This window comes from Bradyrhizobium erythrophlei (assembly GCF_042430365.1).
GTDB lineage: Bacteria > Pseudomonadota > Alphaproteobacteria > Rhizobiales > Xanthobacteraceae > Bradyrhizobium > Bradyrhizobium erythrophlei.
Genome location: NZ_JBHMET010000142.1, coordinates 67,713 through 80,932 on the forward strand (window position 1 = coordinate 67,713; position 13,220 = coordinate 80,932).

Consider the following 13,220-nt stretch of genomic DNA (forward strand, 5'->3'; position numbering starts at 1 on the left):
GAGTTGCGGCCGAAAAGGGCGTATCTCTCCTTATATTGGGTGGGATGGAAGTAGCTCTTTGGGCAGCACAGGGAGCGGCCGGAAGCAGAAAGCGTCCGGTCGGCGGCGATCCACAGGCGACGAGGCAGATCGGGAGGGCAACCCGGACGAAGCCCTGGTCCTGATCACAGCGGCTGTGACCGAACTCGCCCGGCTCGCGCAGCGCCACAAATTTGAAGTCCTCGACCATTTGCTCGCCATGGCGCGGCTGGAAGCCGACCAGCAATTGCAGGCGCGCAGCCGGCGGAAGTTGTCGTGAGTTGTTTCTGATGCCTGGGGCTCCCCGCCATTGCGAGGAGCTCGCGACAAAATTGCAAAGCAATTTTGCGCTGAAGCGACGAAGCAATCCACGGCTCCACAAGCGGTGAAAATGGATTGCTTCGCTTCGCTCGCAATGACGGCATACATCCACGTTCTCGCGGCACAGAATGTCCGAGCTTTGCATCTTCGTTGTCCCTCCTGAAGCGCAGAGGGCGCAGGGAAAGCCGGGTGCCGATTGCACCCATGGGTCCCGTGCAACAAAAAGCACGGGGGTAGGACCACAGGTGAAATAAACACGCCGGCTTTCCCTGCGCGATGGTTTTACGGCTTATCTCGTGCTCTCCCCGGCGAGACCGGGCTTTTTTGTCACCGTCGCCGCAAGACGTTTCGCGTCTTGCGAGGAGACACCTGCCACTGGGGCGTCAGGACCACACGACTTTCACCGTCCGCGTCGTTCGCACTCGTCAGTTGCGCGCTCGGCGTCCACCGCATCTCGACCCAACACTCGTGACGATCGCGAAGCGCCCCTCAATCGGGTGAGACGGGCGGATCATTACACTGATTTGCGCTTCCGATAAACCGAAATATTTTTGCTGCGAGGGCTTGCGCCGTCGGGCAAATCAGCGCTAGGGGCGCAACTCGGTCTTCTCGTCATTCCGGGCGCACGGCCGCAAAGATCTGTAGGATGGGTAGAGCGCAGCGAAACCCATCAATACCGGGGGAACGCGATGGGTTTCGCTTCGCTCTACCCATCCTACAGCACTGTTTCGCCCGTCGGGCAGTCACACAGCGATCACACAGAGCGTAGCGCTCACGGCGCTCGCCGCGCGCGCTTTGCCGCAGGCCGCGGCTTCAGCGCGGTGTCGGCGGCCCTCAGGAGCCGTCCGTCCTGCGAAACCAGCACGAGCTTTTTCACCGGCTTGCCCTTGGCGCGGTCGACCAGGATGGTCGCGATCTCGTCGGGCGCGTCATCGAACTCCTCGCTCCATTGCCGGAGCGCGACCAGGATCGGAAAGATGCCGCGGCCCTTCGGCGTCAGCACGTATTCCTGATAGGCGCTGCCGTCGGAGGCGGGGACCATCTTGAGGATGCCGCGCTCGACGAGGGCGCGCAGCCGCGTGGCGAGGATGTTCTTGGCAAGTCCGAGGCTTGCCTGGAATTCGCCGAAGCGGCGGCGGCCGAGGTTAGCGTCGCGGATGATCAGGAGCGACCACCAGTCGCCGAAGACGTCGAGCGCACGTGCGATCGGGCAAGTGTCATCCGCAAGGCTGGTTCGTTTCACCATGTCCGTCTCCCGAAGGCTGTGCGATCACGGTCTTGTGTGGTTGCATTATTAAACCAGAAGCTCTAGCTAAGCAACCAGGTTTAATAATGCAACCACGTTGGAGGCGGACATGAGACTGGCGAACAAGACGGCGTTGATCACCGGCGGCAACAGCGGCATTGGACTTGCGACCGCGAAATTGTTCGTGGCCGAGGGCGCCAAGGTCGTCATCACCGGACGGAACAAGGAGACGCTGGCGGCCGCGGCGAAAGAACTGGGACCGAATGCGCTCGCGGTCGTGGCCGACGCCACCGACGTCGCGGCGCTGGAGGCTGCGGTGAAGCAGGGCGCCGAAAAATTCGGCAAGTTCGACATCGTGTTCGCCAATGCCGGCATTCCCGGCCAGACGCCGGTCGGCGGCACCACGCTCGCCGCCTTCGAGAACGTGATCCGGACCAATCTCACCGGCGTGTTCTTCACGGTGCAGGCGGCCGCGCCCTATCTCAATGACGGCGCCTCCGTCATCCTCAATGGCTCGGTGATCTCGGTGCTCGGCAATCCCGGCTACTCGGCCTATGCAGCGAGCAAGGCCGGCGTGCGCGCGATGGCGCGGGTGATGGCCTCGGAACTGTCGCCGCGCAACATCCGCGTCAACGTGGTGGCGCCGGGCGCGGTCCGCACCCCGATCTGGGGCGCCGCGGTTGCGACGCCGGAAGCCGAGAAGGCGTTCGAGGCGCGGATCGGCAAGATCACTCCGCTCGGCCGCATCGGCGAACCCGATCATATCTCGAAGACGGTGCTGTTCCTTGCATCCGACGACTCTGCCCATGTGCAGGGCCAGGAGTTGTTCGTCGATGGCGGCGCGACGGCGTCGCCTTCGGGCGCGCCGATCTTTCGGGGCTGAATTGTTTCAAATTGTTGTTAGGCAGCCGGCGTAAAGCGCGTCACGCCGGCTGTTTCTTTTGACCATTTGCAGAATGCATTGAACCTTCGTCGTGCTCGCGAGACCTCTGAGAGGGCTGGGACTTCATTTCACAACTGATTCATTTGGAGTGCAGCCATGCCAAAAGCAGCACGCATCCCGACATCGGTTCCTGTTTCCTCCACGTCAGAGAGTTCAGATACTGTCCAGTTTGTTTCGGTCGCCCTGTTTTCCGGGATTGGCCTTCTCATCTCGCTCGTCGTCGTGATCCTTGGCATCCAGGGCGTCTGGTCCTAATCCCCTTTGCATGGATTGCCCGCCGCCGCATCGGCGACGGCAGGCATCATTGATCAATCGTCAGGCAGCATTCAGGCTGCCGGCGGCCTCTAGCGCGCTTGCGACGGCCTTCGCGCGATGCTCGGGGCCAATCTGGATTCCATCGGCTGGGATGAATTCGAGGTTCTTCACCCCGATGAAGCCGAACACCCAGCGGAGATAGGTTTCGAGATGCTCGGCCGCGGCCATCGGCGTGTCGGCGCCATAGAAGCCGCCGCGCGATATCGCGATGATGACGCGCTTGTTGCCCGCCAGTCCCTCAACGCCCGTGGCGCCGTATTTGAAGGTCTTGCCGGCCACCAGAATGCGGTCGATCCAGGCCTTGAGCTGGGAGGGGATGGTAAAATTGTACATGGGCGCGCCGATCACCACGATGTCGGCGGCCAGAAACTCCTCAAGCACGGCCTGTCCCGCGGCGATGTCGTCACGCAATGACGGTTCCGGCGTGGCGACCTGTCCGGCGGCGAGGTGCAAGCCGGTGAGGTGCGCGAGCGGCGTCTGGGTCAGGTCGCGATAGGTCACGACGAGGCCGGGATTGGCCTGGCGCAGCCGTTCGACGGCGGCGGCGGAGACCTGGCGGCTGACGGAGTGAGGGCCGAGGACGGAGGAATCGAGATGCAGAAGTTTCATGGCAGAGTGTCACCTTTGGTATAGGTTTGTAACTGGCGCTATATGAGTGACTGCCCTAAATCCCCGCAAGAACGCACATTTTTCTAACTGGAGCACATCCGTGACACCCGAGCACATCCGTGTGCCTGCCTTGCCGCCCACGCCGCAGGCCGATCACAGCGACTGCCGCGCGGTCGCCTCCGTGCTGGCGCGGGTCGGCGACAAATGGAGCGTGTTCGTGATCATGATGCTGATCGAGGGGCCGCGGCGCTTCAACGAATTGAAGCGCGCGATCAGCGGCATCTCGCAGCGGATGCTGACGCTGACGCTGCGCGGGCTCGAACGCGACGGCCTCGTCACACGCACGGTATTTCCGACCATACCGCCGCGGGTCGACTATGAATTGACCGATCTCGGCCGTGGCCTCGCCGAGCCGGTGAAGGCGCTTGGCCAATGGGCGTTCGCGCATCTGCCGGAGATCGAGGGCGCGCGAAGGGAATTTGATGCGCGCAATGGCGCGGATTGACTGGTTACGCTGACAGAAAAGCACATCACTTCAACGTCATTGCGAGCGAAGCGAAGCAATCCATTGTCACCGAGCGTGCGGAAATATGGATTGCTTCGTCGCTATGGCTCCTCGCAATGACGGGGAGGCGGTTGCGCGCGCCACGCCGCGCTAAACCATCGACACCAGCCCGCCGCCGTGACGCTCGAGCCGGCCGGCGAGCTCGAGTTCGAGCAGGACGGCGCGGACGATCGCGGGCGACGCATCAGCCATCCGGATCAAATCGTCGAGGCTGATCGGGCTCGGGCCCAACAGATTGACGATGCGGGTACGATCGGAGGCGTCGGTCGCGAAGTCCAGCGGCTCGTCGTCCTCGCGCGCGCCGAGCATGACCGGCCGCTCCATGATCGGCTGGATCGCGTTGATGACGTCGGCGGCTTCGGTGACCAGCATCGCGCCCTGCTTGATCAGATCATTGGTGCCCGCGGCGCGCGGATCGATCGGCGAGCCCGGCACCGCGAACACTTCGCGGCCCTGTTCGGCGGCCATCCGCGCCGTGATCAGCGAGCCCGAGCGATGCGCGGCTTCGACCACGACCACGCCGAGCGACGCGCCCGAGATCAGGCGGTTGCGACGGGGGAAATCACGCGCCCGCGGCGCGTGGCCGGGCGGCATTTCCGAGATCGCCGCACCCTGTTCGAGCAGCGCCGCCAGCAGATCCTCGTGCTCGGGCGGATAGATCCGGTCGTGGCCGCCGGCGAGCACGGCGACCGTGCCGCTGGCGACGGTGGCGCGATGCGCTGCCGCATCGATGCCGCGGGCGAGCCCGGAGATCACGACAAAGCCGGCCTCGCCGAGATCGCGCGCGAGCTGGCCTGCAAATTTCAGTCCGGCGCCGGAGGCATTGGCGAGCCGACGATCGCGATCATCGGCCGCGTCAAGGTCGCGCGCGCGCCGCGCACGCCGAGCAGCGGCGGGGCATCGTCGATGCTGGCGAGCCGCGCCGGATAATGCGCTTCGCCGGGCGCGACGAGATCGACGCCGAGCCTGCCGCAGGCTGCGAGCTCCGCGGCCGCCTCGGCTTCGCTAAAGATGCGGCCCGCGCCCGCGGCACCACCGCGGCGAACAAGATCGGGCAGGCGCTCCAGCGCGCTTGCAGCATCGCCGAAATGACGGAGCAGGGATGCAAATGTGCGCGGACCGACATTGTCGGAGCGGATCAGCCTGAGACGGTTGAGCCGTTCGCTGTCGGTGAGTTTCACTGCGCTGGTGGTCCGGTCGTGCATGTCGCGACAGCTTCGCCCAACCGGAGATTGTGATCAACCGCCACCTTGCCCCGGGGCGGCCGCCTCCGTACAAAACCGGCTCGGAGACATCAGCAGGAAGGCCGGTCCATGATCTCGCTCGCCGAATTGCAACAGTCCATCGAGCAGGGAACGCTCACCGCCGAGGCCGCCATCGGCCGGTCGCTTGAGGCGATCCGCGCGCGCGAGACGTCCATCGGCGCCTTCGTCTGCCATGACGATAACGCGCGCGCGCAAAGGGCGGGGCCGCTCCGCGGGATCGCGGTCGGCATCAAGGACATTATCGACACCGCGGATTTCCCGACCGAGATGGGCTCGCAGATCTACCGGGGGCATCGCCCGCGCGCCGACGCGCCTGTGGTGATGGCGTTGAAGCAGGCCGGCGCCACCATCATCGGCAAGACCACAACGACCGCGTTTGCGGCGAACGATCCGACGCCGACGGTCAATCCGCACAATGGCGCGCATACGCCGGGCGGATCGTCGTCAGGCTCGGCGGCGGCGGTGGCGGCGGGGATGATCCCGCTGGCACTGGGCACACAAACCGGCGGCTCGGTGATCCGCCCGGCCTCGTTCTGCGGCGTTGCCGCGATCAAGCCGAGTTACCGGCTGCTGCCGACCGTCGGCGTGAAATGCTTCTCCTGGACGCTCGATACTGTCGGGCTGTTCGGTGCCGGCGTGCGCGGCATCGCGCGGGGCCTGTCTGCGATGACCAACCGGGGAGAGCTCGTGGTGCCCGCAAGCGCGACCGCGCCGCGGATCGGCGTGGTGACGCAGGCCTTTGCCGGCGCGCCGGAGGCTGTGGGTGCGCAGGCGCTGCAAAAGGCCGCGCGTGCGGCGGAGCAGGCGGGAGCGGCGGTGCGCGAGCTCGCAATGCCCGAGATCGTCGCGGAAGCCTGGCGCATCCATCCGGTCGTGCAGGAGTTCGAGGCGCACCAGTCACTGGCTTGGGAGTACCGTGAGAACTACGACGCGATGCCGCCGCTGCTGCGCGGTCGGCTCGACGAAAGCAAGGGCGGCACGCCGGCCGAATACGACGCCGCGATGGACATTGCGGGCCGCGCGCGGCAGGCGCTCGCCACCATCTTCGACGAGGTCGATGTGCTGCTGACGCTGTCGGCGCCGGGCGCCGCGCCGAAGGGCTTATCGTCGACCGGCGATCCCCGCTACAACCGGCTCTGGACCTTGATGGGCGTGCCTTGCGTCAACGTGCCGGCCCTTGTCGCCGAGGGCGGATTGCCGGTCGGTGTGACCGTGATCGCGCGGTACGGCGCGGATGCGCAGGCGCTGGCGGCAGCGAGCTTTGTCGAGGATGCGCTGAAGCGAGGGTAGCGCCGCGCTACCTCTTCTCGCCGATGCGGCCTTCGGTGCCGGCCTGCAGGCGCTTGATGTTCTCGCGGTGCATGTAGAACAGGAGCAGCGTCAGCACGGCGAACAGCGACGCCAGCGCGTTGTGGCCGAACCACCACAGGAAAATCGGGGTCACGAACGCCGCGACCAGCGCCGACAGCGACGAGTAGCGGGTGGTGAAGGCTGTCGCCAGCCAGATCACGGCAAAGATCAGCGCCGCCGGCCAGAACAGCCCGAGCAGCACGCCGATATAGGTAGCGACGCCCTTGCCGCCCTTGAACTTGAGCCAGACCGGGAACAGATGGCCGAGGAAGGCGCCGAGCGCCGCCAGCATCGCCGCATTCGGCCCGCCGTAATAGCCCGCGATCACGACGGCTGCGGTTCCCTTCAGCATGTCGCCGATCAGCGTTGCCGCGGCGAGGCCCTTGCGGCCGGTGCGCAGCACGTTGGTGGCGCCGATATTGCCCGACCCGATCGAGCGCAGGTCCTGCGTGCCGCCGAGCTTGGTCAGCACCAGCCCGAACGGGATCGAGCCGAGCAGATAGCCGATCAAGAATGCGACAACGAGGAACCCGTCACCCGACATGGCGGCGGCTCCGGTCGTCCCGACGTATTTCCCGCGCATAGGACTCTTTGGTTGGCGCGTTTTCCTGACGCGAACCGGTTCCCACTTCGCTTGAAAACGCGCTAGACATGCTCATACACCGTCCGTCCGCCGACAATAGTCCGCATCACGCGGCCCGAGAAGCGGGCTTCGTCGAAGGGGGTGTTCTTGCACTGCGATTTGAGGTCGTCGCGGTCGAGCACCCAGGGCGTGTCGGTGTCGATCACGATCACGTCGGCCGGGGCGCCGGCCCGCAGCGTGCCGCCTGATAGCCCCAAAAGTTCCGCCGGTCGCGTCGACATCGCGCGGATCAAGGTCTTGAAGTCCATCTCGCCATTGTGGATCAGCCGCAAGGCCGCCGGCAGCATGGTCTGCAAGCCCACCGCGCCGCTCGCCGCCTCGGAGAACGGCAGCCGTTTCACCTCGACGTCTTGCGGATTGTGGTCGCTCATCACGACGTCGATCAGCCCGGTCGCCAGCGCCGCGACCAGCGCCTGGCGGTCGGCCTCGGTGCGCAGCGGCGGCGACAGTTTCAGGAAGGTGCGGTAGGGCCCGATGTCGTTCTCGTTCAGCGTGACATGGTTGATCGAGACCGAGGCTGAGACCTCGATGCCGGCGTCGCGGGCGCGCTTGAGGATTTCGAGCGACTCCATCGAGGACAGCGACGCGGCGTGGTAGCGGCCGCGGGTCAGGGCCGCGAGCCGCATGTCGCGCTCGAGCATGATCGATTCAGCGGCGGTCGGAATGCCGGCCAGCCCAAGCCTTGTGGCGAACTCGCCCTCGTTCATCACGCCTTCGCCGACCAGATTGGGATCTTCGGTGTGATGCACGATCAGCGCGTCGAAATCGCGCGCATACGTGAGGGCGCGGCGCATCACCTGCGCGTTGGTGACGCTCTTGTCGCCGTCGGTGAAGGCGACGGCGCCCGCGGCCTTGAGCAGGCCGATCTCGGTCATCTCGTGGCCCTGCAGGCCCTTGGTCAGCGCGGCCATCGGATGGATGTTGACAATCGCGGTGTCGCGGGCGCGGCGCAGCACGAAGTCGACGGTCGCCGAATTGTCGATGACCGGCGAGGTATCCGGCTGACAGATGATGGTGGTGATGCCGCCGGCGGCGGCCGCCTGGCTTGCCGAGGCAAAGGTCTCGCGGTGGCTGGCGCCGGGTTCGCCGACAAAGGCGCGCATGTCGATCAGGCCGGGGGCCACGATCTTGCCGGCGCAGTTGACGATGTCTGTGCCTTCGGGGACGCCGGCGGCGCCGATGCCGCGCTTGGCGTCACGGATCATGCCGTCGGCGATCAGGACGTCGCCGGGGCCGTCGAAATCGCGCGACGGGTCGATGACGCGGGCATTGGCGAGCAGGATAGGGCGGCGGTCGGTCAGCATTGGTCTCACGCGTTCGGCAGGTTGCGGGCGAGTGCTTCCAGCACCGCCATGCGCACCGCCACTCCCATTTCCACCTGTTCACGGATCAGCGACTGCGCGCCGTCGGCGACGAAGGTGTCGATCTCGACGCCGCGGTTCATCGGCCCCGGATGCATCACCAGCGCGTCGGGTTTCGCATAGGCGAGCTTCTTCTGGTCGAGGCCGAAATAGTGAAAATACTCGCCCGACGACGGCACGAAGGAACCGTTCATGCGCTCGCGCTGCAGCCGCAGCATCATGACGATATCGGCGCCGTTCAGGCCCTCGCGCATGTCGCGCGCGACCTCGACGCCCATTCGCTCGATGCCGGGCGGCAGCAGCGTGGAGGGGCCGACCACGCGGACGCGGGCGCCCATCGTGTTGAACAGCAGGATGTCGGAGCGCGCCACGCGCGAATGCAGCACGTCGCCGCAGATCGCGATCGTAAGCCCCTCGATCCGGCCCTTGTTGCGGCGGATGGTCAGCGCGTCGAGCAGCGCCTGGGTCGGATGCTCGTGGCTGCCGTCGCCGGCATTGATCACGGAACCGTCCACCTTGCGCGCGAGCAGCTCGACCGCGCCGGAGGCGTGGTGGCGCACGACCAGGATGTCGGGGTGCATCGCGTTCAGCGTCACCGCGGTGTCCATCAGCGTCTCGCCCTTGCGAGTGGACATCGATGACACCGACATGTTCATGACGTCGGCACCGAGCCGTTTTCCGGCGATCTCGAACGAGGACTGGGTCCGCGTCGAGGCCTCGAAAAACAGGTTCACCTGGGTGCGGCCGCGGAGCGAGGCACGCTTCTTGTCGACCTGGCGGTTGAGCTCGACATACTCCTCGGAGAGGTCGAGCAGGCCAGTGATGTCGTCAGCGGAAAGGCCCTCGATGCCCAGCAGATGCCGGTGACCGAGGACGAAGGTCGATTTCAATGATGGGGTCATTAAAGTCATGGCTATAGGCGCGGATGGCCCGAGGGGCAAGCGGGAATAGGGGGTATGGGAGTTATCCCCATGCCGGGTGCAGGGCGACCGACGCGTGAGGAATGTCCTCCATCATGCCCGGGCTCGTCCCGGGCATCTGCGGCTTGCTTTTGCGGGTCTTTCCGGAACAAGACGTGGATGGGCAACGCCGTCCTCCGGACGGCTATGCCCAGCCATGACGCCGGAGCAAGAACTCGTGAAAATCGTCGTGATCGCATTGATGGCCATCGTGTCGATCTCGTCCGCTGTCGCCCAAGGTTTGCCCGGCGGCTTCGTGTTCCTGCGCGAGATCGATCCGACCATCATCCAGGATATCCGCTATGCGACCGCCAACAATTTCGCCGGCCGGCCGCTATCCGGCTACGGCGCCGGCGAATGCGTGGTGAAGCGGGAGGTCGCGCAAAGGCTCAAGGCCGTGCAGCAGGAACTGGCCGCGCGGAAGCTGTCGCTGAAGATGTTTGATTGCTACCGGCCGGCGCGCGCGGTGGCCGACATGGTGGCGTGGTCGAAGAACGGCAGGGAGACCGCCGCCGAGCGGCGCTACAACCCGGCGTTTTCGAAAGCCGACCTGTTCCGCCTCGGCTATATCGCGACCCATTCCGGCCACTCGACCGGCGCGGCGCTCGACCTCACGCTGGTCGATCTGGTGGCCGACAATTCCGCAAGATTCGATCCGGCCAAGGACTACGCCGATTGCACCGCGCCTGCCGCGCTCCGCGCGCCCGAGGGCAGCGTCGACATGGGCACGGGCTATGACTGCTCCGACGTCAAGGCCCACACCGCCGCAATAACGATCACGCCGGCGCAGCGGCGCTGGCGGAACACGCTCGTGGCGACGATGTCGCGACAGGGATTTGTGAACTATTCGAAGGAATGGTGGCACTTTTCGCTGCCGGGGGCGGGCGGACCAGCCTATGATTTCCCGATATCCGCGCCCCGCAATTGAGTCCTGACCCGCTCGAGACAGACCCGAGAAAAACCCATGACGCAGGCTTCATTTGCCACCCACGACGTCTTCAACCAGTCGCCGCCGTTCGAGGATGTCGACCTGTATACGTCGGATGCCCCGCTGGTCGCGGCGGTCGCGGCCAATGGCGGAGCGGCTGCCACGGCTGAGCTGTCTGATTTCGGCAAGCATTGGGGTTCCGCCGCCATGGCCGAGCGCGGCCGTATCGCCAACGAGAACACGCCCAAGCTGCGCACCTTCGATGCCAAGGGCAATCGCCGCGACGAGGTCGAGTTTCATCCGGCCTATCACGAGCTGATGGCGCACTCTGCGCATGCCGGTGTGCACAATTCGACCTGGACCGCCGACGGCAAGCCTGCCGGCGGCGCCGCCGAAGTGGTACGCGCGGCCAAATTCTACATCGCGTCGCAGGTCGAGACCGGGCATCTGTGCCCGATCACGATGACGCGGGCCTCGGTCGCGGCGCTGGCGTCGCAACCGGACATCCTGGCGAAGACGATGCCGGTGATCGGCACGCGCGCCTATGATCCGAGCTTCGCGCCGTGGTGGACCAAGCGCGGCATGACGCTCGGCATGGGCATGACGGAAAAGCAGGGCGGCACCGACGTCCGCGCCAACATGACGCGCGCCGCGCGCGACGGCGATGCCTACCGCATCATCGGGCACAAATGGTTCATGTCGGCGCCGATGTGCGACGCGTTCCTGGTGCTGGCGCAGGCGGAGCAGGGGCTGAGCTGCTTCTTCATGCCGCGCTTTGCGCCCGACGGATCGGTCAATGCGATCCACTTCCAGCGGCTGAAGGACAAGCTCGGCAACCGCTCCAACGCCTCGTCGGAGGTCGAATTCCACGGCGCCTATGCCGAGCTGATCGGCGAGGAGGGCAAGGGCATCCGCACCATCATCCAGATGGTGCAATTGACGCGGCAGGATTGCGCGATTGCCTCCGCAGGCCTGATGCGCTCGGGGCTCGCGCATGCGCTCAATCACGCACGGCATCGCAGCGTGTTCCAGAAGCACCTCGCCGACCAGCCGCTGATGCAGGCGGTGCTTGCGGATATGGCGCTCCATGTCGAGGCCTCGATTGCACTCGTGATGCGGCTTTGCCGCGCCTTCGACCGCGCGCCCACCGACGCGGCTGAGTCCGCCTACATGCGGCTGTTGACGCCGGCGATCAAATACTGGGTCTGCAAGAGCGCGCCTGGCTTCCTCTACGAGGCGATGGAGTGCCTTGGCGGCAATGGCTATGTCGAGGAGGGCATTCTGGCCCGTCACTACCGGGAGTCGCCGGTCAACGCGATCTGGGAAGGCTCCGGCAATGTGATGTGCCTCGACGTGCTGCGCGCGCTCGGCCGCGAAGCCGACGCGGCGCCGGCCGTGCTGCACGCGCTCGCCGAGGAGACGAAGGGCCTGCCGGGCGCGGCGGAGGCGGTCGCCTCGATCGGGAAGGCCTTCCGCCGTCCCGACAGCGAGCGCGTCGCGCGGCTTGCGGTCGAAAAGCTTGCGCTGCTGGCAGCCGCCGCGGCGCTCAACCAGGTCTCGCCGAAGAGCGCCGAGCTGTTCGCGGCCTCGCGGCTCGCTGGAGACCGTGCCGGCATGTACGGCGCGGTGGAATTCTCCAGCGACGACACCCGCGCGCTGCTGGCGCGGGCGCTGCCATGAAGGTTTGCTGATGGACGCACTCACTCCCGAAACGCCGGACGCCATCGTTCCGGCGCCACGTCCGCCGCGCGTCTGGAAGTTCTGGGGCACCGCGCTGTGGGGCCTGTTCATTTTCGCCGCGATGTTCCTCGGCCAGGTCGGGGTGATCGTCATCTATGTGATGCGGCAGGGGGAGCCGCTCTCCGCGGCGGCCATCACCCACGTGGTCGGCAACGGCTTGACGATCTCGCTCTCGGTCCTCGCGGGCCTGCCGATGGTGCTGCTGGCGCTGTGGGTCGCGATCCGCCCGTCCCGGACATCGTTTGCCGACTATCTCGGGCTGCGCTGGACGTCGTGGCGGAATGCCGTCATCGGCATCGTTGCGCTGGGCGTGCTGGTCGGGATTTGGGACACGGTATCCCGCGCCGTCGGCCGCGAGGTGACGCCGGGTTTCATGGGCGACGTGCTGAAATCGGCGCAGGCCGATGGTGCGCTGTGGCTGCTTGTGATCGCGTTTGCCGGCGCCGCGCCGGTCTGGGAGGAGCTGTTCGCGCGCGGCTGGCTGTATCGGGGGTGGTCGGTGTCGTTTCTCGGCCCCTGGGGCGCGATCCTGCTGTCGTCGATCGTCTGGACAGTGATGCACCTGCAGTACGACTGGTTCTTCCTCTGCGAGGTGCTGTCGATCGGCATGTTGTTCGGTTACCTGCGCTATCGCACCGGCTCGACTTGGCTGACCATCCTGCTGCACGGGCTGAACAACCTCGCGGCGACGATCCAGACCTGGTGGCTGGCGGGATGACCGCGCGGCTGAAGCGGCGCGCGCATTCGCTCTATTCGCCGACGTACTTGTCGTTAAATCGGTCATCAAATGGTGTATCGGGGTCTTGACCGGCCCTTACGTCTAGGGCGCTTTACTCATAAGCGTTGGCTTTCGGGGACAAAGCGGACGTCCTATGCTCCGCCTAAGCATTTCTGGGTTTGACCCACATGTATGGTCCGGCCGTGCGGTGCAAGAGGTTTTCGTCGATCCGGCAGATA

Annotated in this window: 13 protein-coding genes and 1 pseudogene; 8 read left to right on the plus strand and 6 right to left on the minus strand. The window is 65.8% G+C overall.

Annotated elements, in window-relative coordinates:
* Positions 1-175: 175 nt before the first annotated feature.
* A complete protein-coding gene (locus tag ACFFWD_RS21475) occupies positions 176-298 on the plus strand; it encodes a hypothetical protein (protein ID WP_376968482.1) in 123 nt (40 codons plus the stop codon).
* An 813-nt stretch (positions 299-1,111) separates the two neighbouring features.
* Here the strand turns inward: ACFFWD_RS21475 and ACFFWD_RS21480 are convergent.
* The gene (locus ACFFWD_RS21480) at positions 1,112-1,585 is read right to left on the minus strand and encodes a winged helix-turn-helix transcriptional regulator (RefSeq protein WP_376968483.1); all 474 of its coding nucleotides are present in this window, start codon (positions 1,583-1,585) and stop codon (positions 1,112-1,114) included.
* Positions 1,586-1,694: 109 nt separating this feature from the next.
* Here ACFFWD_RS21480 and ACFFWD_RS21485 point away from each other — a divergent pair, with 109 nt between their 5' ends.
* Both ACFFWD_RS21485 and ACFFWD_RS21490 read left to right on the plus strand, forming a co-directional pair.
* On the plus strand, positions 1,695-2,468 hold the full coding sequence (locus ACFFWD_RS21485) for an SDR family NAD(P)-dependent oxidoreductase (RefSeq protein WP_376968484.1): 774 nt from the start codon (positions 1,695-1,697) through the stop codon (positions 2,466-2,468).
* Positions 2,469-2,624: 156 nt separating this feature from the next.
* Entirely contained in the window at positions 2,625-2,783 is a 159-nt protein-coding gene (locus ACFFWD_RS21490) for a hypothetical protein (protein WP_376968485.1), read from the plus strand.
* Between the two features lie 60 nt (positions 2,784-2,843).
* Here the strand turns inward: ACFFWD_RS21490 and ACFFWD_RS21495 are convergent, their stop codons facing one another.
* A complete protein-coding gene (locus ACFFWD_RS21495) occupies positions 2,844-3,452 on the minus strand; it encodes an FMN-dependent NADH-azoreductase (RefSeq protein WP_376968486.1) in 609 nt (202 codons plus the stop codon).
* Positions 3,453-3,552: 100 nt separating this feature from the next.
* Between ACFFWD_RS21495 and ACFFWD_RS21500 the strand changes: the two genes are divergently transcribed.
* Positions 3,553-3,957: a winged helix-turn-helix transcriptional regulator gene (locus ACFFWD_RS21500; RefSeq protein WP_376968487.1), complete on the plus strand. Its 405-nt coding sequence runs from the start codon at positions 3,553-3,555 to the stop codon at positions 3,955-3,957.
* A 150-nt stretch (positions 3,958-4,107) separates the two neighbouring features.
* Here ACFFWD_RS21500 and dprA read toward each other — a convergent pair.
* Positions 4,108-5,222 (minus strand): annotated as a pseudogene (dprA, locus tag ACFFWD_RS21505) (DNA-processing protein DprA).
* Positions 5,223-5,330: 108 nt separating this feature from the next.
* Between dprA and ACFFWD_RS21510 the strand changes: the two are divergent.
* Complete coding sequence (locus ACFFWD_RS21510) at positions 5,331-6,572, plus strand: amidase (RefSeq protein ID WP_376968488.1); 1,242 nt, start codon at positions 5,331-5,333, stop codon at positions 6,570-6,572.
* Between the two features lie 7 nt (positions 6,573-6,579).
* Here ACFFWD_RS21510 and plsY read toward each other — a convergent pair whose 3' ends face one another.
* The 3 genes from plsY to ACFFWD_RS21525 form a co-directional block, all read right to left on the minus strand.
* The gene (gene plsY, locus ACFFWD_RS21515; RefSeq protein ID WP_376968489.1) at positions 6,580-7,176 is read right to left on the minus strand and encodes a glycerol-3-phosphate 1-O-acyltransferase PlsY; all 597 of its coding nucleotides are present in this window, start codon (positions 7,174-7,176) and stop codon (positions 6,580-6,582) included.
* A gap of 101 nt (positions 7,177-7,277) precedes the next feature.
* On the minus strand, positions 7,278-8,579 hold the full coding sequence (locus ACFFWD_RS21520; RefSeq protein ID WP_376968490.1) for a dihydroorotase: 1,302 nt from the start codon (positions 8,577-8,579) through the stop codon (positions 7,278-7,280).
* A gap of 5 nt (positions 8,580-8,584) precedes the next feature.
* Positions 8,585-9,538 carry an aspartate carbamoyltransferase catalytic subunit gene (locus ACFFWD_RS21525; RefSeq protein ID WP_376968491.1) on the minus strand — a complete coding sequence of 318 codons (954 nt, stop codon included), beginning with the start codon at positions 9,536-9,538 and terminating at the stop codon, positions 8,585-8,587.
* Positions 9,539-9,797: 259 nt separating this feature from the next.
* Between ACFFWD_RS21525 and ACFFWD_RS21530 the strand changes: the two genes are divergently transcribed.
* From ACFFWD_RS21530 to ACFFWD_RS21540, 3 genes are read left to right on the plus strand one after another with little or no spacing between them, the layout of a single operon-like run.
* Positions 9,798-10,523, plus strand: coding sequence for a M15 family metallopeptidase (locus ACFFWD_RS21530; RefSeq protein WP_376968497.1), 726 nt, complete (start codon positions 9,798-9,800; stop codon positions 10,521-10,523).
* A gap of 36 nt (positions 10,524-10,559) precedes the next feature.
* Positions 10,560-12,203 (plus strand): isovaleryl-CoA dehydrogenase, encoded by a 1,644-nt coding sequence (locus tag ACFFWD_RS21535; RefSeq protein WP_376968492.1) that lies wholly within the window; start codon positions 10,560-10,562, stop codon positions 12,201-12,203.
* A 10-nt stretch (positions 12,204-12,213) separates the two neighbouring features.
* A complete protein-coding gene (locus ACFFWD_RS21540; RefSeq protein WP_376968493.1) occupies positions 12,214-12,981 on the plus strand; it encodes a CPBP family intramembrane glutamic endopeptidase in 768 nt (255 codons plus the stop codon).
* The last annotated feature ends 239 nt before the right edge of the window (positions 12,982-13,220 follow it).

Coding starts and splice junctions, on each gene's coding strand:
- ACFFWD_RS21525 (WP_376968491.1), bottom strand. CDS start 9,538: ATGACCCCATCATTGAAATCGACCTTCGTCCTCGGTCACCGGCATCTG.
- ACFFWD_RS21490 (WP_376968485.1), top strand. CDS start 2,625: ATGCCAAAAGCAGCACGCATCCCGACATCGGTTCCTGTTTCCTCCACG.
- ACFFWD_RS21520 (WP_376968490.1), bottom strand. CDS start 8,579: ATGCTGACCGACCGCCGCCCTATCCTGCTCGCCAATGCCCGCGTCATC.
- ACFFWD_RS21535 (WP_376968492.1), top strand. CDS start 10,560: ATGACGCAGGCTTCATTTGCCACCCACGACGTCTTCAACCAGTCGCCG.
- ACFFWD_RS21510 (WP_376968488.1), top strand. CDS start 5,331: ATGATCTCGCTCGCCGAATTGCAACAGTCCATCGAGCAGGGAACGCTC.
- ACFFWD_RS21495 (WP_376968486.1), bottom strand. CDS start 3,452: ATGAAACTTCTGCATCTCGATTCCTCCGTCCTCGGCCCTCACTCCGTC.
- ACFFWD_RS21485 (WP_376968484.1), top strand. CDS start 1,695: ATGAGACTGGCGAACAAGACGGCGTTGATCACCGGCGGCAACAGCGGC.
- ACFFWD_RS21530 (WP_376968497.1), top strand. CDS start 9,798: ATGGCCATCGTGTCGATCTCGTCCGCTGTCGCCCAAGGTTTGCCCGGC.
- ACFFWD_RS21480 (WP_376968483.1), bottom strand. CDS start 1,585: ATGGTGAAACGAACCAGCCTTGCGGATGACACTTGCCCGATCGCACGT.
- ACFFWD_RS21540 (WP_376968493.1), top strand. CDS start 12,214: ATGGACGCACTCACTCCCGAAACGCCGGACGCCATCGTTCCGGCGCCA.
- plsY (WP_376968489.1), bottom strand. CDS start 7,176: ATGTCGGGTGACGGGTTCCTCGTTGTCGCATTCTTGATCGGCTATCTG.